Raw genomic sequence first — 15,941 nt, 5'->3', positions numbered from 1 at the left:
GGACGCTAGTGAGGTACTCAGTGATTGAGGAGGGGCGTTAGCGGCAGACCCGAGTGCGCTTCACGATCTTGCGGCCGTGATGCCAGCTCTTCGTCACAACCGTCCGGCAGGCGTCGTGCCAGTGATGGCGGTGATGGCGCCGCCAATTGTCACGATGCCCATGATGGCCCTCTTTGATGACAATCTTGTCGCGAGAGCCGAAGTCGGTAGAGTTGGACTGCGTAGCGGGCGCACTGGTACTGTTTGCCACAGCGGGCGCGGTCAATGCCAGCATGGCGGCAGCGGCAATAGAAAGAGCGATAGCGCGCATTATTTTGTCTTCTCCGTTGGGGTGCCATGCAACAACCGAAGTAGAGGGCACTCCGTTCCGCATCGGACAGTATGCCGCACGGGTCGCGCTATCCTCCAGCGCACGCGACCGCCTCTATCTGGTGAGGTCCGTGCGCGAGGAAGCACAGAAGGCCGAGGATCTGAAGGCCAAGGTCCTCAGGCATTTTCGGGATCCCATGAAGGGCAGCCAGAGACCCAAGGGAGATCCGGGATCCACGTGGGACTCCGGCTTCGAACGGGCCATCCTCGGTCGGCTTCTGGAGCGCGGATACCGCGTGACGCCGCAGGTCGGCGCTATGGGATCAGCGCCAGCAAAAGGTTTTGACTGTGTAGTCGGGACAGAGATCCGTTTGCTGGAACAGAGCAGGCAAATCGGTGATGTCGGCCAGTATTCCCGAAAGGACCAGCGCAGTCGCAACGCCGACGCGGCGGCCGGCGGCCACATCATGCTCGAGGCTATCGCCGACGCAGACGACGCCCGTCGGGATGGGCTTTCCCGCCATCTCCAAAGCAGCCTCGAGAATCCGAGGATGGGGCTTGCCGATGCGGGTGACGCTGCCGCCAAGACTCTCATAAAGATCGGCCAGCTGGCCGGCGCCGAAGCGCGGGCCCACCGCTGTCAGCATGATCCTGTCTGGATTGGTGCAGAAGCACGGCACGTCTCGCTCGGCCGCGGGGGCGAGCAGGGCGCGATAGTAATCGAGATCATGGCGGTCGCCTTCGCTGGCCGCAATCAGCACCAGCTCGGCATCCTCGCCGCTGCGGGTCAATGCAAAGGGCAGCCCTTCGATGGCCGAGCGATCGGTGTCGCGGCTGATGAGCAGGCATCTCGTCCCGGCGCGCAGCGATCCCGCGGCAGCCATCTCGGAAAGAGATCGCCACGCCAGTTCGCCGGACGAGATGAAGTGATCCCAGCTTCCGGCCTCAAAACCAAGCTTCAGCAAGCGGCGCTCGTTCGGCGCCGACCGTTTGCCTGAATTGGAGACGAGCACGATCGTCTTGTTCGCGCCCTTCAGTGCCGCGAGGGCGCCGACGGCGCCGGGGTAGGGGCGCTGACCGTCGTGCAAGACGCCGAACTGGTCGAGCAGGAAGACGTCGTAGCGCTCCGCCAGCGGCTCGATTCCGTCGACGTGCAACGGCCGCAACGTATTCACAGCAGTCCAGCCTTCCTTGCGCCCGTAAGAGCCAGCCTCGCGGCCCCCGCGGCTGCCTCCGCCGACGTTGGCGGCAAAAATTCGACAGCAAGCTTGCGCTTACGGATTGCGGTCCAGACCGGATTTGCAGCGCCGCCGCCTACGCTCCTGACCGAGTTCAATCTGGGAGCACCGAGTTCGGCCAAGCGCTGGTAGCCGAGCGCCTCGATTGCGGCGATGCCCTCGAGCATCGCCTTGAGATATTCGCCGTCGTCCGTTGGCCGGGGGGTGAGGCGTGGCGGCAGATCTGGATCGGCGATCGGAAAACGTTCGCCTGGAGCGGCGAGCGGGTAGTAATCGAGGCCGGTTTCGGTATCGGTCTCGATGGCCGCGCTCAATTCGATGATCCGCGACAGCCGGAAATGTCGGGCCAGCACCGCGCCGCCGGAATTCGATGCGCCGCCGGCAAGCCACGTGTCGCCCAGCCGGTGGCTGTAGATGCCATAGTGAGGCGCCGAGATCGGCCGATCCGACAGGATCTTGATGGTCAGCGAGGATCCGAGCGCGGTGACGCCGTCACCGATCTGCGTAGCGCCCGTCGCCAGGAATGATGCGCAGCCATCCGTTGTGCCTGCGACGACGACCGTGTCGCGCGGCAGGCCGAATTGATCGGCCACGCCTTTCATGAGTGGCCCGATGACCGAGCCAGGCGTGACCACGCGCGGCAACAACTCCATGCGCATTCCGGCAGCAGTGATCCAGTCCGGCCAGCAGCGGGCCACCGCGTCGTAGCCGGTTTTGAGCGCGTTGTTCTCATCGCTCGTGTCAAAGCGGCCAGAAAACTGCCCGGCAATCCAGTCGGCCTGATGCAGCAGCGCGACAACGCCGGGCAGATGCTGGAATGATAATGCCTTGGCGAGACCGGATGTTGGTCCGCGGGCGGCACTCGCTTCCGGCGCCTCCCGGTCGATCAACGCTGGGATGGCGTGATCCGCAACCTTGTCATTGTACATGAGCGGTTCGCTCAGCGGCCGCCCGGCGCTGTCGATCGCCAACAGCGTGCCGGACGTGCCGTCCACCGCGACCGACCGCACCGCCGCGCGGTCGATGCGCGACAGCAGCTCCATGAGCGCAGCGGAGACCGCCGCCCACCAGATCGAAGGAGAGCGGGCATTCTCGCCAAATCTGTCCAGCGCAACGGCAGAATGCGCGGCGATGGAGAAGTCAGCGCGCATCGCGACGGCGCGCGCGCCGGAGGTGCCGAGATCGATTCCGATGGCGAGCGGTGTCATGCCTGAGCCCTAGCCCCCGGCGTTGAGCTTTTGACGATATTGTTCGGCGTCCCAATTGACCAACGCGTCGTTCTCGGCGGCGGTCAGATAGTTGAGCTGCGCCGTGACATCGACGCGCGCAGTCACGTCGGCAAGACAGCGTTGCATCGCATGGGCACCGGCGCTGGCGTCACCGCGCATCAGGACGCCCATTCCGGGAAACAGAATGGCCATCGGCGGCGCGCCGCATCGCTCGATCGCGCGCGTTGCATTCTCGCCGGGTCTTGCCACCACCGAGCCTTGGCCGAGGAAGATGACATGGTCCGGATAAAGGCTGCCCGCTCCCGCCATGCGGCAGCTCTCCGGATCGATCGCCACCGCATGCGCCTCGATGTCTGCCGGCAGGCCATAACCACTGTCACCGGCAAGCTGACGCAAGGCGTTGATATCGGGCTCAGCTGTTACGCGTCCGGGCCGTGCCAGCAGCGTTGTCACGCGCTTCAGCAGGAGCTCAGCGTCCGCGACGGTTTCGCCGGCGACGACCAATCCGTGATTACCGAGGATCAGCACATCGACGCCCGGTCGCAGCCGTTCGGCAATTCCCTGGGCAAGTGGCAGGCCCGGCCTGAAATAGGGAATGAAGACCCATCGAAGTCCGCTGAGCCGGCGGGCTATCTGAGCTTCGCAATCGGCCTGCACGGCGAGCGCAATAGTATGGACGCAGTGGACATGCAGAACCACGCGCTGCGGCATCAGGGCGTGCACCGTGGTCTCGATCGACGGGCGCAGCTTGCGGGGATTGAGCGCCGCGATGGCAAAGGCTTGCGGACGATCCGCGGCGGGGTCGCGCGCTTCAACGGCGCTGAGCAGCGGCGTCATCGCCACGGGGACCATGATGTCGTCAGTGGCCGCGTCCTTGAGCCAGGTGCCGGAGGCCTTGATCCACAACGTGTCGCCGAGCTTGAGCGACGTATTGCCACCCGCTGCCTGGGTCAGGTGCGGGTCATTGCCGATGCTGGTCGACAGCGCACGCAGTTCTGTCAGTTCGTGCGCATCCGCCGTGTCAGTCATTGCGCATTTCCTCCAACAGCGTGACCTTGCGATCTACGGAGTTCGGCCGCCGGGACGGACCATTAGCGTATGTATCGCAGTGCGATCAAACTTCGTCAATAATGATCCGATTAAGTCAAACGTCCTTGCAATCCCGGCAGTCTTGAGTAAGTTACGTCAAAGTCATCGTAGAATGGCACGTTGGAGGGAGTATTTGAGCGACTTCGGTCGTCAACGCCAGATCGTCGAGTTGCTGCAGGATCGCCCTTTCGCTTCGGTGCGTGAGCTGCAGCAGCGGCTCGGCGTGTCCGCGGCAACGGTCCGGCGCGATATCGACAAGATCGACGAGGCCGGCGAGGCCCGGAAAGTCTATGGCGGCATCTCGGCGCTCGACGGCGCTGCGCAGGCCCGCATCGCATATGCCAAGCCATACGACGAAAACCGCGATCTCGCGGTCGAGGCCAAGCGGCAGATTGCCGCCGTCGCCGCGACAATGGTGCGCGACGGTGACGCGGTCATCGTGCATGGCGGTTCGACCTGCTTCCATCTCGGCATCAAGCTCGCCGACCGCAACATCCGCCTGTTCACCAACTCCATGCCGCTCGTGGCCTATCTCAGCGATCACGGCCGTTGCAGCCTGACCATCGCCGGAGGTGACCTGCACCGCGAACCGGGCATCATCCATTCGCCCATGCAGGCGCCGCTCTTCTACGCCTCCAAATTCTTCCTTGGCGCGCAAGGCCTCAGCCGCGAGGGCGTGCTGGAGTCACATCCGCTGCTGGTCCGCTCCATCAGCGATCTCAGCCTTTGCGCCGACCAGATCGTCGTGGTGGCCGACAGCCGCAAACTGTCCATCCACGGCCGCAATGTCGCGTTGCCGCTGTCGCGCATAGGGACGCTGGTGACCGACGACGGCCTTTCGGACAATGATGCGCGCATGCTGGAAGATGCGGGCGTGATGGTACGGGTCGCCTCGGCCGCAGGGGCAGTCCAATGAAGGTCGCTGTGCTCGACTTCGGCAAGACCAACTCGAAGCTGTTCGTCTTCGGCCAGGACGGGCGTATCCTCGGAGAACAGCGGAGCAAGCCCAACTGGACGCGCCAGGGTGACTTTAGCGTTCTCGACGAGGCCTCGCTGCACCATTGGGCTGTCCACGCCGTCAGTGATGCTGTCGAGCAGCATGGCGTCGAAGGGGTGATGGTATCGGGCCATGGTTGCACCTTCGCTCTGATTGACGAAAGCGGCCTGACGCATCCCATCCTCGACTACGAACAGGAGCCGCCGGCTGAGATCGCAGCAAAGATCGATCGTCGCATTCCGGATTTTGCCGAGACATTTTCGCCGCGCCTGCCGCTCGGCTTCAATGTCGGCCGTCATATGCTGTGGCTGAAGGCCGTCGATCCAGGCGCGTTTGCTTCCGCGACGTCCATCCTTGGCTATCCGCAATATTGGAGCTGGCGGTTCGGGGGGCGACCGGTTTCAGAGACGTCGTATCTTGGCTGCCACTCGCATTTGTGGGCGCCCCGCCGTCGCGATTTTTCCTCCTTGGTGGAGACAGAAGGCTGGCGCCCGCAGATGCCTCCATTCGCCCGGGCGGGGGCGGTGATCGGCGAGCAGCGCTTCGGCAGGGACGGGCGGCCGATCGCGATTCACAACGGCGTTCATGACAGCAATGCGGCGCTCTATGCATATGGTCGGCAGCAATTGGGATCGCTGACAGTCGTGTCGACCGGGACCTGGGTCATCGTGCTCAACCCGGATTGCCCGCTGGAGGCGCTCGATCCCAACCGCGACATGCTGGTTAATGTCGATGTCGACGGCGGCCCGGTGCCGACCATCCGCTTCATGGGTGGGCGCGAATTCGCTGCGATCAGCGGTGACTGGCAGGGGACAATCTCGCTCGATACGATTCAGCTGGCGATCGACGCCGGCATGATGGCGCTGCCGAGCTTCGCGCCGGGAGGACCGATGCCCGATCAGCGCGGCGAGCTCGTCGGACGCTTGCCCGATGCCGAAGAGCGAGCGGCAATGGCGCTCCTCTACGTGGCGCTGATGATCGATCTGTCGCTCGACCTCATCCACTCCAGCAACACGGTGATCGTCGATGGCGGGCTGAACAATGGGGGCTTGCTCGCCAGCCTGGTTGCGGCGCTGCGTCCAAGCCAGGCCTTCATGCAGGGCGCGACCTTGGAAGGCAGTGCCACAGGCGCGGCCGCTCTCGCCTTCGAGAGCGTCGGATGCCCGTTTGTAGCCGAGGCGCCGGAGCCAGTGCGCGGCGCGCGGGTCGAAGGGCTTAGCGGCTATCGGGATGACTGGCGGGACCAAGTCTCCAAGCGGACCGCGACGGCCAAGGCAGCGGGAGGCGCGAGGTGAGCACCGCTGTTCAAGTCGGACCCGGGCATTATCCGCGGCTGGAGATGCGCCACATCTCCAAGACATTCGGCGCAACCCGCGCGCTGCATGATGTCTCGCTGACCGTCCATGCCGGCGAACTGCACGCGCTCATGGGCGAGAATGGGGCCGGCAAGTCGACACTGATGAAGGTGTTGTCGGGCGCATATCGGCCGGACCCAGGCGGCGAGATCCTGATCGACGGCGTGCCCGTGGCCACCGGCGATCCGATCAAGGCCCGCGCGCACGGGATCGCGGTGATCTATCAGGAGCTGTCGCTCGCGCCCAATCTGACGGCTGCGCAGAACGTCTTTCTGGGCAACGAGCCGAGGCGCTTCGGGATCGTCGATCGCGATCAGTGCAACCGCCGGGCCGGAGAGATATTCAAACGGCTCGGCGTCTCGTTTTCGGCGCGTTCGCCGGTGTCCAGTCTCTCGCTCGGCGAACGTCAGCTTGTCGAGATCGCACGCGCGCTGTCGGCGAGCGCCCGGATCATCGTCATGGACGAGCCGACCACGTCGCTGACCTCGCGAGAGACGGACCGGCTGTTCGACGTCATTGCGGCGTTGAAGTCGCAAGGCATCGCCATCATCTACATCAGCCACCGCATGGAAGAGGTTTACCAGCTTGCCGACCGCGTCAGCGTGCTGCGCGACAGCGGCTATGTCGGTACGCTCGAACGCTCCGATCTCAGCGCGTCGCGGCTTGTCGCGATGATGGTCGGCCGCGAACTCTCTGCTTTCTACAAGAAGGATCATCGCCCGCCCGACAGCAAGCGCGCCGTTGCGCTGGCGGTGCGCGGCATGTCTGACGGGCATCTCATAAAGGATTGTTCGTTCGATCTCCACGAGGGCGAGGTGCTGGCGCTTGCGGGCCTGGTCGGTTCCGGGCGGACCGAGCTTGCGCGGCTCATCTTCGGCGCCGATCGCCACGTGGCCGGCACGCTCGAGCTTGGCGGCAAGCCGGTCTCGATCGGCTCGCCGCGCGAGGCACTCGATGCCGGCATCGCTTATCTCACCGAGGATCGCAAGGAGCTCGGGCTGTTCCTCGACATGTTGATCTCCGACAATATCAACATGGGGGTGCTGGCAAGGGACGCGCGCGCCGGCGGTTTTCGCGATTTCGATGCCGCCAACCGGCGCGCCGCAAAAGCCTTGAGCGAGCTATCCATCCGGGCCCGCTCGGCGCAGGTCAGCGCGGGGTCGCTCTCCGGAGGCAATCAGCAGAAGGTGCTGCTCGCTCGTCTGCTCGAGACTGAGCCGAAGGTCATCATCCTCGACGAGCCGACCCGCGGTGTCGATGTCGGAGCCAAGTCGGAAATCTACAGGCTGATCGACAGCCTCGCCAAGAAGGGCATGGCGGTCCTGATGATCTCCAGCGAGTTGCCCGAAGTGGTCGGTATTGCCGACCGGGTGCTGGTGATGCGGGATGGCGCCATCGCGGGCGAGGTAACGGCAACGGCCGACAAGCCGCTGACCCAGGAGGCGATCATCGAACTTGCAACAGGAGCGGATCAGCGATGACCGACAGGGCAATCGGGATGGCGGGAGATCAGGCCATGGTGCATGGCCGGCGCTGGCGCACGGCTGTCGCCGCGCTCGGGATGTTGCCAGTGCTGCTCCTCCTGGCCGCGGCGTTCCAATTCATCAATCCGCGCTTCCTGACCGGAACCAACCTGCTGATCGTCACGCAGCAGTCGTCGATCAACATCGTCCTGGCGGCCGGAATGACCTTTGTCATCCTGACCGGCGGCATCGACCTGTCGGTCGGCTCGATCCTGGCGGCCTCTGCAATGATGGCGGTGATGGTATCGCTGATCCCGGATTGGGGAATGCTCGGCGTGCTGGTCGCCATATTGGTCGGGCTCGGCTTCGGCGTCATCAACGGGCTGCTCATCGCCTATATCCGACTTCCGCCGTTCATCGTGACGTTGGGTTCATTGACCGCCGTGCGGGGTGTTGCGCGACTGCTCGGCAACGACACGACCGTGTTTAACGCCGACCTGCCGTTCGCCTTCATCGGCAATGGCTCGCTGTTCGGTATCCCCTGGCTGGTCATCATCGCCCTGACGGTGGTGGTATTGTCCTGGATCGTGCTCAAGCGCACCGTGTTGGGGACGTGGATCTATGCCGTCGGCGGCAATACCGAGGCCGCGCGTCTGACCGGCATCAAGGTGTCCCTGGTGCTGGTCTTCGTCTACGCCGTTTCCGGCCTGCTTGCTGGCCTCGGCGGCGCGATGTCGGCGGCCAGGCTCTATGCCGCCAACGGCCTGCAGCTCGGACAATCCTACGAGCTCGACGCGATCGCTGCCGTCATTCTCGGCGGCACCAGCTTCGTCGGCGGCATCGGCTCGATCTGGGGCACGCTGATTGGCGGCCTGATCATTGCCGTGCTCTCCAATGGCCTGATCCTGGCCGGCGTCTCGGACATCTGGCAGTACATCATCAAGGGATTGGTCATCATCATCGCGGTCGCCCTCGACCGCTACAGGCTCCAGGCAGGAGCAAGAACGTGAGTGACCTTTCGTTGCCGGCGATAGACCGGCTCGTATAACGCGCCGTGAGAGGCACGGGCAAATGGAGGAAGCAACGCAATGAAGACCATCGCTAAACTACTCTGCGGCGCCGCTCTCGCGGCCCTCGCGATCGCGCCGGCTTCGGCCAAGGAGCTGAACAAGGTCGGTATTTCGGTCGGGCTGCTCGGCAATCCGTTCTTCGTCGCCACGATCAAAGGCATCGAAGATGCAGCCAAGAAGATCAATCCGAAGGTCCAGGTCACCTCGGTGTCGGCGGACTACGATCTCAACAAGCAGGTGTCGCAGGTCGACTCCTTCATTGCCGCCGGCGTCGACGTGATCATGCTCAATGCGGTGGATGCCAAGGCGATCGCCCCTGCGGTCAAGAAGGCGCAGGCGGCCGGCATCGTCGTCGCGGCCTTCGACGTCTCCGCACCTGGCGCCGACGTCACCGTGATGACAAACAACGTCAAGGCCGGCGAAGAGTCCTGCCAGTACCTGGTCGACCACACCGGCGGCAAGGGCAACTACGTCATCCTCAACGGTCCGGCATCGTCGTCGATTCTGGAGCGCGTCAAGGGCTGCAAGGACGTGCTCGCCAAGCATCCGGAGATCAAGATCCTTTCCGACGACCAGAATGCCGAAGGCTCCCGCGACGGTGGCCTGAAGGTGTTCCAGTCGCTGCTCACCCGGTTCGACAAGATCGACGCCGTGTTCGCGATCAACGACCCGACGGCGATCGGCGCTCAGCTCGCGGCCAGACAGCTCAAGCGTTCGGAGTTCATCATTACCTCGGTCGACGGCGCACCCGACATCGAGAAGGAGCTCGCCTCCGGCAACTCGCTGATCAAGGCCTCCGCCTCGCAGGATCCTTACGTGATGGCGGGCCAGTCACTGAAAATGGCGGCCGAGGTGCTGGCCGGCAAGAAGCCGGCCGAGTCGACGGTGCTGCTCGACCCGAAGCTGATCACGGCTGAGAACCTGAAGGACTACAAGGGCTGGACCGCGGCTCGCTAAGCAACCTGATGCGGCCGGGGCTGCCCCGGCCGCATCGAATCGCAGACGGAGATGATGATGTCGCGCACTGGAATCCACTCTTTCGTATGGTCGGCGAGCTCGGCGCAGGCCGACCTCGAACGCACGCTGGCCAATACCAAGGAGGCCGGCTTCGACCTGATCGAGTTCTCCTATCTCGATCCCGCCAACGTCGATATCGGCAGGTTGGCCAAGCGGATTGCCGATGCCGGTCTCGGGGTCGCGATCAGCATCGGTCTGCCTGCCGACGGCGACATTTCCAGCGCCGACAAGGCAATCGCCGGGCGCGGCATCGAAATCCTGAACAGAACGATCGCACTCACGCGGGACCTTGGTGGCCGGAAGGTCGGTGGTATCCTTTCGACAGGCCACGGATTGCAGACCGAAGCTCCTACGCGCGATCAATGGAATCGCAGCGCGGCAACGCTCGCCAGCGTGGCGGAGACGGCCAAGGCCGCCGGCGTCACGCTCAATCTGGAGATCGTCAACCGCTTCGAAAGCAATCTACTCAACACCGCGGCGCAAGGGTTGGCCTTCATTGAGGACACCGGCTCGGACAACATTTTCCTGCATCTCGACACGTTTCATATGAACATCGAGGAAGCGGATGTCGGTCTCGCCATTCGGCACGCCGCGGATAAAATCGGCTATGTCCACATTGGCGAGAGCCATCGCGGCTATCTTGGGACCGGCGGCATCGATTTCTCAGCGGTCTTCGACGCGCTCACGGCAATCGGTTACGCCGACGACCTCACCTTCGAGTCCTTTTCCTCCGAGATCGTCGACGAGAACCTGTCCAGGAAGACCGCCATCTGGCGCAATTTGTGGACCGACAACATGGAGCTGGCCCGTCACGCGCGCCGCTTCATCGCGATCGGTATGGAAACGGCGCGGCGCAAGGCGGAGCTCGTTTCGGCAGTGCAGAAGCCTTGATGTCGTTTCCATCGGTTCGCTGGCCGGCACGTTTGGGCTATATTCCCCGGTCACGCTGCCAAACCAGCGACGAGCTCCGTCGTGTGACAACGGTACGTACATGGCTGCGGCCCTCGCCATCCGTCACCTCGATCGTGTGCGGCATCGTATCGGGATCTTCGCCGCCGTGCTCCAGGGTCTTGATCCTGAAGCCCTACGGCTGGAGAAGGAGGCGCTGGAGTTGTCATGCGCCGCAGGGTCCCGGCACCGATCGGCGCCGGGGCACTGTTCCGGCGTCAGGGGCAGAGTTCGATCAGCATTCACGCCTTCGCCCGCGGGCTTCCTCAAGCCGGCCGAGCTGCTTCTCAGCCGGGCTACTGCGCTGGCTTGTCCGCTTCGTCCATGGCAGCCATCGAGATGGCAGTATGCGCATAGGCGCCTCCCGCCCGCATCTCGGCAGCCACCCAGATTGCCTCCATCAGCTCCTGGCGTGTCGCGCCGTGGCGCAGCGCGGCCTTGGTGTGACCTTTAATGCAATAGGGGCATTGCGTGACGTGTGCCACGGCAACCGCAATCAGCTGCTTGGTCTTTGCCGCGAGCGCGCCATCGGCGAAAACCTGGCGGCTGAAGGCCTGGAATGCCCTTTCGGTTTCCGGCGCAAGGGCGCGGCGTTTCTCAGCAAGCTCCCGCGATGACGGAGGGTACATGGTGTCGGTCATTTGCGCACTCCTTGTGTAGCGACGAGAGCGGAATCAGCTACCGCCCATCATGGGGTCGGCACGATCGCTCGCAGTCAGTGATAGCCAACGCACGTCACGTACTCCCGTAACAGCACCTCCTCGTATTGAAGCTCTTCCAGAAGGGCCTCCAATGCGTCGCGAGCGTTGAGCACGCCCAGGGGTCGGGACTGTTGGTCCAGGATTGGAATATTCTTCAGATGCCGTTCCTTCATGACGATCCAGACCTCGCGAAGTAGATCGCTGGGGCGGCAAAAGACGACAGCCTGAGTCATGACGGCCGATGCTGCCGTCATGCAAGCTGCCCCTTGGCAGCGGCTGATCTGGCGGACAATGTCGGTCTTGGTGATGATCCCGGCGAGCCTGCCTTCGGGGTCATGCACCACCACGATGTCCTTGTCCAAATCCCGCAACAGGGCTGCGGCCGCGGTCAGCGGTGCATCGCTGGCGATCATGACCAGCCGCTCGCGCGCCGCTGCAAGGAGACGATCGACGATCATTATGGACCAGAGCTCCTATGATTTCGATTTCTTCATCAGCACTCGTCAACGAGGCGTCCCGGAATCCATTGCAGATGTCCGCCTGCCGGGGCTCTTCACGCGCCAAAAGCAATTACCAGAGCTGCTACGATGCCGGCGACCGCCAGCGCGACGCAGCCCAGTCGCACGCCGATCAGCGCTGGAAGCTTGGCTCTTGAGTGAACATAGTCTTCGATCACCACCTGGAGGCCGAGCGCGGTGTGATAGAACAGGGCGATCAGAAGCAGCACCAGTAGCGTTGTCGTGACCGGGCTCCTGAGCCAAGAGATCACCGCCGGATAGCGATCCCCTGTGTGCGCCAGGATTGACACGGCAAACCATCCGGTGAGTGGCACGAGCGCAACCGCCGAGACGCGCTCGCGCCACCAGTCTTCGACTCCATCTCTCGCCGAGCCGAGCCCAAGCGCCCGGCCCAATGGTGTGCGCATGGCGCCCCTGTTCATCGGCCATATCCCGCTACAGCAAATTCGATAGCCCAAGTGAGGAGCGTCAGCGCGATGCTCACCGCGACCACGGCCCATCCTGAGGCGTAAATGGCCCGGAGACTGAAGCCGTAGCCCGCATCCCAGGCAAGGTGCCGAATGCCGCCGCAAAAGTGCATGAAGAAACAGAATGTACCGCCAAACAGCAAGATCTGGCCGAGCCACGACCTGATGAATGTGTGGGCCACGGCGTAGCTGTCCGGACCGGCCGCCACGGCAAGCAGCCAGATCACGAGCGCGACGGCGTAGACGCTCAGCGCGACACCGGTGATCCTGTTCGCAATCGACAGGACCGAGGTGAGCTGAGGCCTGTAGATCTGAATGTTGGGCGAAAGTGGCCTTGGGCGACCTGATAAAGTTTGCACCATGTCTCGACCCCCTTTATCAGCTCCGGCGCTCGATCAGCATCTTCTTGATATCGGCGATTGCCTTTCCGGGGTTTAGTCCCTTGGGACAGGTCCGCGTGCAATTCAGAATGGTATGGCACCGATAGAGCCGGAACGGGTCCTCCAGCTCGTCGAGCCGCTCGCCTACCGCTTCGTCGCGGCTATCGACGAGCCAGCGGGTTGCCTGTAGCAGAACTGCGGGACCGAGAAAGCGGTCGCCGTTCCACCAGTGACTTGGACATCCGGAGGTGCAGCAAAAGCATAGAATGCACTCGTAAAGGCCATCCAACCTGTGTCGTTCCTCAGGGGATTGGAGCCGCTCCCGAGCCGGATCCGGCGTCCTCGAACGAAGCCAAGGCTCGACAAGTCGGAGTTGCGCGAACAGATGGGTCTGATCGGGGACCAGATCCTTAATGATCCTCATATTCGCCAGCGGATAGATGATCGCAGGCGTCTCTAGATCCGAGATGAACCTGGTGCAGGCCAGCCAGTTCGTGCCATCGATATTCATCGCGCACGAACCGCAAACACCCTCGCGACAAGAGCGGCGAAAAGCAAGTCCCGAGTCAATCCTGTTCTTGATCCAGATGAGGGCATCCAGGACCATCGGACCGCAGTCGTCGAGATCGACCTGATAGGTATCGATGCGGGGATTTTGTTCAGAGTCCGGGTCGTAGCGATAGACGTCGAAGCGTTTGATCCGGGTCGCGCCGCGCGGCGCTGGCCAAGTCCGCCCTTGCTCGATGCGCGAGGCCGGAGGAACGCCGAAATTCCTGGGCACCGGGAACCGCTTGAGCACGGTGGTCCGAGGTACCTCGTCTGAGGATTCAATAATCACGGCGTGCTTCCTTGTGACGTTGCCGTTTCCGCAGGCGTGCCAATCATCTAGGGTGGGCAAGGAGCAGAGTCTTGAGCACAACCGCATCATTGTGCGCATCATCATGGGCTGAGAACACAAGAGTGATCCGTCCGCGCTCTGCAAGGGCGCGCAATCGATGAAGTTGCTCCGGATGTTGCTCGATTTCCGACCGATAGCGGCGTTGGAATTCCGTCCATCGCTCGGGTTCATGTCCGAACCATTTGCGTAGCGTGGTACTCGGAGCGATTTCCTTCATCCACTCGTCGATAGCGGCATCCGCCTTCCTCACCCCGCGCGGCCACAACCGATCGATCAGGATCCGGACGCCGTCGCCAGAGGCAGGTGGTTCGTAGGCGCGCTTCAGTTTGATGTCATCGGAAGCGATCTTATTGCTCATGGGCGCATCATTGGTATTTCCGCGTCGCTTGGACGCCCCTCTGGCGACTTTGTCCGGCGCGCCGAGCTCAACCCCATGCCTTGCTCGCTCTGCTGCCCTGTGGCCTTCGGCCGGGAAACGGGTGATCTTCAGGGGATCACTCGCCGGAAATGTTGCTTCGAGTTCGTCCTCCAACTGAAGATCCAGCTTCGTCTTGTCGTCCCGCTCTGATGGCCTCGTCATTGCTCTCGCTCCAGTTGGATCGCGCCGCCTCTACCGATTGCGCCGGGCTCGAGCGCCAAGGATCCCCGGATCGCTATCGTCTGATCAATTAACCCGAGGCAGCACGTCATACGCATGAAATGGCGGTGGCGAAGACAGTGTCCATTCCAGCGTCGTCGCACCTGCGCCCCAGGGGTTGTCGCCGGCCCTCACCTTACGAATCAGCGCATAGGCGAGACCTACAAAGAAGACGATCAGGCCGACCGCGGAAATGTAGGCTCCAATCGAGGAAATCTCGTTCATGCCGGCGAACGCATCCGGATAGTCGGCGATACGCCGCGGCATTCCCGCCATCCCCAGGAAGTGCATCGGAAAGAATGCGAGATTGACCCCGACAAAGGTCAGCCAGAAATGGAGCTTTCCCAGAGCCTCCGAATACATGTACCCGGTGATCTTGGGAAACCAATAGTACCAGCCGGCGAAGATCGAGAAAACGGCGCCGAGCGACAAGACGTAATGGAAGTGCGCGACCACGTAATATGTGTCCTGGAAGGACCGGTCTACTCCCGGATTTGCCAGCACCACACCGGTCACGCCGCCGATCGTGAACACGAAGATGAAGCCGATCGCCCACAGCATTGGCGTCTTGAACTCGATGGAGCCGCCCCACATGGTGGCGATCCATGAAAAGATCTTCACGCCAGTAGGGACCGCGATCACCATGCTGGCGACGGCAAAGTAGGCTTGTGCACTACTGGTCATGCCAACGGTGTACATGTGGTGGGCCCAGACGACGAACCCAATGAATCCGATCGCGATCATCGCGTAAGCCATGCCGAGATAGCCGAAAACGGGCTTGCGGCTGAACGTCGAGACGACCTGGCTGATCATGCCGAACCCCGGCAGGATCATGATATAGACCTCGGGATGGCCGAAGAACCAGAAGAGATGCTGATACAGCAGCGGGTCGCCGCCGCCTTCCGCAGCAAAGAAGGTCGTTCCGAAATTGCGATCGGTGAGGAGCATGGTGATCGCCCCGGCGAGCACAGGCAGCGACAACAGCAAGAGGAACGCCGTGACCAGCACCGCCCAGACAAACAACGGCATCTTGTGCAAGGTCATTCCGGGCGCGCGCATGTTGAAGATCGTGGTGATGAAGTTGATGGAGCCCAGGATCGAAGATGCGCCGGCAAGGTGAAGCGACAGGATGACGAAATCGACGGCGGGCCCCGGATGCCCAGATGTCGACAGGGGCGCGTAGAGGGTCCAGCCGGTCCCGGCTCCGAAGGCGCCCGGCTCCCCTTCAACGAACATCGAGATGATGAGCAGGGCGAATGACGAGGGGAGCAGCCAGAAGGAGATGTTGTTCATGCGCGGGAACGCCATGTCGGGCGCCCCGATCATCAAGGGTACCAGCCAGTTGCCGAAACCGCCCATCATGGCGGGCATGAGCGTGAAAAAGATCATGACCAGCCCGTGGCTGGTCACGAACACATTGTAGGTATGGGTGTTCGTGAAGATTTGCAGGCCAGGCTCCTGCAACTCGGCCCGGATCACGACCGAAAAGACTCCGCCGATCAACCCCGCGCACATCGCAAACACGAAATACATCGTGCCGATGTCCTTGTGATTGGTTGAATAGAGATAACGACGCCAGCCGGTGGGGTGGCTGTTTCCATGAGGATCGGAAGACACGACTGAAG

At 62.7% G+C, this 15,941-nt stretch carries 17 protein-coding genes; 6 read left to right on the top strand and 11 right to left on the bottom strand.

From position 1 onward, the window contains the following. Positions 1-37 precede the first annotated feature (37 nt). From WA702_RS08095 to WA702_RS08080, 4 genes are all read right to left on the bottom strand, one after another. Entirely contained in the window at positions 38-310 is a 273-nt protein-coding gene (locus WA702_RS08095; RefSeq protein ID WP_425110003.1) for a hypothetical protein, read from the bottom strand. Between the two features lie 322 nt (positions 311-632). Continuing rightward, positions 633-1,484, bottom strand: a complete 852-nt coding sequence (locus WA702_RS08090; RefSeq protein WP_425110002.1) for a TIGR01459 family HAD-type hydrolase — start codon at positions 1,482-1,484, stop codon at positions 633-635. Continuing rightward, positions 1,481-2,755: an FGGY-family carbohydrate kinase gene (locus tag WA702_RS08085; protein ID WP_425110001.1), complete on the bottom strand. Its 1,275-nt coding sequence runs from the start codon at positions 2,753-2,755 to the stop codon at positions 1,481-1,483. Before WA702_RS08085 ends, WA702_RS08090 begins: the two co-directional genes overlap by 4 nt. A gap of 9 nt (positions 2,756-2,764) precedes the next feature. Beyond that, the gene (locus WA702_RS08080) at positions 2,765-3,805 is read right to left on the bottom strand and encodes a class II aldolase/adducin family protein (protein ID WP_425110000.1); all 1,041 of its coding nucleotides are present in this window, start codon (positions 3,803-3,805) and stop codon (positions 2,765-2,767) included. A gap of 193 nt (positions 3,806-3,998) precedes the next feature. On the opposite strand from WA702_RS08080, the gene WA702_RS08075 reads away from it, so the two are divergent. From WA702_RS08075 to WA702_RS08050, 6 genes are all read left to right on the top strand, one after another. Then, positions 3,999-4,781, top strand: a complete 783-nt coding sequence (locus tag WA702_RS08075; RefSeq protein WP_425110020.1) for a DeoR/GlpR family DNA-binding transcription regulator — start codon at positions 3,999-4,001, stop codon at positions 4,779-4,781. Then, positions 4,778-6,157, top strand: a complete 1,380-nt coding sequence (locus WA702_RS08070; protein WP_425109999.1) for an FGGY-family carbohydrate kinase — start codon at positions 4,778-4,780, stop codon at positions 6,155-6,157. The genes WA702_RS08075 and WA702_RS08070 overlap by 4 nt, the downstream gene beginning before the upstream one ends. A 44-nt stretch (positions 6,158-6,201) precedes the next feature. After that, positions 6,202-7,698 carry a sugar ABC transporter ATP-binding protein gene (locus tag WA702_RS08065; protein ID WP_425110019.1) on the top strand — a complete coding sequence of 499 codons (1,497 nt, stop codon included), beginning with the start codon at positions 6,202-6,204 and terminating at the stop codon, positions 7,696-7,698. After that, positions 7,695-8,690: an ABC transporter permease subunit gene (locus tag WA702_RS08060; protein WP_425109998.1), complete on the top strand. Its 996-nt coding sequence runs from the start codon at positions 7,695-7,697 to the stop codon at positions 8,688-8,690. Before WA702_RS08065 ends, WA702_RS08060 begins: the two co-directional genes overlap by 4 nt. A 78-nt stretch (positions 8,691-8,768) precedes the next feature. Beyond that, positions 8,769-9,707: an ABC transporter substrate-binding protein gene (locus WA702_RS08055; RefSeq protein WP_425109997.1), complete on the top strand. Its 939-nt coding sequence runs from the start codon at positions 8,769-8,771 to the stop codon at positions 9,705-9,707. Positions 9,708-9,764: 57 nt separating this feature from the next. Beyond that, on the top strand, positions 9,765-10,658 hold the full coding sequence (locus WA702_RS08050; protein ID WP_425109996.1) for a sugar phosphate isomerase/epimerase family protein: 894 nt from the start codon (positions 9,765-9,767) through the stop codon (positions 10,656-10,658). Between the two features lie 353 nt (positions 10,659-11,011). Here the strand turns inward: WA702_RS08050 and WA702_RS08045 are convergent, their stop codons facing one another. From WA702_RS08045 to ctaD, 7 genes are all read right to left on the bottom strand, one after another. After that, a complete protein-coding gene (locus tag WA702_RS08045; RefSeq protein WP_425109995.1) occupies positions 11,012-11,356 on the bottom strand; it encodes a carboxymuconolactone decarboxylase family protein in 345 nt (114 codons plus the stop codon). Between the two features lie 74 nt (positions 11,357-11,430). After that, positions 11,431-11,874 carry a CBS domain-containing protein gene (locus WA702_RS08040; RefSeq protein ID WP_425109994.1) on the bottom strand — a complete coding sequence of 148 codons (444 nt, stop codon included), beginning with the start codon at positions 11,872-11,874 and terminating at the stop codon, positions 11,431-11,433. 95 nt (positions 11,875-11,969) lie between these two features. Then, on the bottom strand, positions 11,970-12,356 hold the full coding sequence (gene sdhD, locus WA702_RS08035; RefSeq protein WP_425109993.1) for a succinate dehydrogenase, hydrophobic membrane anchor protein: 387 nt from the start codon (positions 12,354-12,356) through the stop codon (positions 11,970-11,972). Then, the gene (sdhC, locus tag WA702_RS08030; RefSeq protein ID WP_425109992.1) at positions 12,353-12,763 is read right to left on the bottom strand and encodes a succinate dehydrogenase, cytochrome b556 subunit; all 411 of its coding nucleotides are present in this window, start codon (positions 12,761-12,763) and stop codon (positions 12,353-12,355) included. Before sdhC ends, sdhD begins: the two co-directional genes overlap by 4 nt. A gap of 16 nt (positions 12,764-12,779) precedes the next feature. Next, positions 12,780-13,562 (bottom strand): succinate dehydrogenase iron-sulfur subunit, encoded by a 783-nt coding sequence (locus tag WA702_RS08025; protein WP_425110018.1) that lies wholly within the window; start codon positions 13,560-13,562, stop codon positions 12,780-12,782. 100 nt (positions 13,563-13,662) lie between these two features. Further along, positions 13,663-14,259 carry a DUF488 domain-containing protein gene (locus WA702_RS08020; protein ID WP_425109991.1) on the bottom strand — a complete coding sequence of 199 codons (597 nt, stop codon included), beginning with the start codon at positions 14,257-14,259 and terminating at the stop codon, positions 13,663-13,665. A gap of 84 nt (positions 14,260-14,343) precedes the next feature. Then, entirely contained in the window at positions 14,344-15,933 is a 1,590-nt protein-coding gene (gene ctaD, locus WA702_RS08015) for a cytochrome c oxidase subunit I (RefSeq protein WP_425110017.1), read from the bottom strand. Between the last annotated feature and the right edge of the window lie 8 nt (positions 15,934-15,941).

The sequence above is a fragment of the Bradyrhizobium sp. genome, assembly GCF_049798375.1.
GTDB lineage: Bacteria > Pseudomonadota > Alphaproteobacteria > Rhizobiales > Xanthobacteraceae > Bradyrhizobium.
This window is presented reverse-complemented; position numbering and strand designations above follow the sequence as displayed.

What these genes read in the sequence shown, in the direction of transcription:
- WA702_RS08095 (WP_425110003.1), bottom strand. Translation starts at nt 310, where the DNA reads ATGCGCGCTATCGCTCTTTCTATTGCCGCTGCCGCCATGCTGGCATTG.
- WA702_RS08085 (WP_425110001.1), bottom strand. Translation starts at nt 2,755, where the DNA reads ATGACACCGCTCGCCATCGGAATCGATCTCGGCACCTCCGGCGCGCGC.
- WA702_RS08080 (WP_425110000.1), bottom strand. Translation starts at nt 3,805, where the DNA reads ATGACTGACACGGCGGATGCGCACGAACTGACAGAACTGCGTGCGCTG.
- WA702_RS08070 (WP_425109999.1), top strand. Translation starts at nt 4,778, where the DNA reads ATGAAGGTCGCTGTGCTCGACTTCGGCAAGACCAACTCGAAGCTGTTC.
- WA702_RS08065 (WP_425110019.1), top strand. Translation starts at nt 6,202, where the DNA reads ATGCGCCACATCTCCAAGACATTCGGCGCAACCCGCGCGCTGCATGAT.
- WA702_RS08060 (WP_425109998.1), top strand. Translation starts at nt 7,695, where the DNA reads ATGACCGACAGGGCAATCGGGATGGCGGGAGATCAGGCCATGGTGCAT.
- WA702_RS08055 (WP_425109997.1), top strand. Translation starts at nt 8,769, where the DNA reads ATGAAGACCATCGCTAAACTACTCTGCGGCGCCGCTCTCGCGGCCCTC.
- WA702_RS08050 (WP_425109996.1), top strand. Translation starts at nt 9,765, where the DNA reads ATGTCGCGCACTGGAATCCACTCTTTCGTATGGTCGGCGAGCTCGGCG.
- WA702_RS08045 (WP_425109995.1), bottom strand. Translation starts at nt 11,356, where the DNA reads ATGACCGACACCATGTACCCTCCGTCATCGCGGGAGCTTGCTGAGAAA.
- WA702_RS08040 (WP_425109994.1), bottom strand. Translation starts at nt 11,874, where the DNA reads ATGATCGTCGATCGTCTCCTTGCAGCGGCGCGCGAGCGGCTGGTCATG.
- sdhD (WP_425109993.1), bottom strand. Translation starts at nt 12,356, where the DNA reads ATGAACAGGGGCGCCATGCGCACACCATTGGGCCGGGCGCTTGGGCTC.
- sdhC (WP_425109992.1), bottom strand. Translation starts at nt 12,763, where the DNA reads ATGGTGCAAACTTTATCAGGTCGCCCAAGGCCACTTTCGCCCAACATT.
- WA702_RS08020 (WP_425109991.1), bottom strand. Translation starts at nt 14,259, where the DNA reads ATGACGAGGCCATCAGAGCGGGACGACAAGACGAAGCTGGATCTTCAG.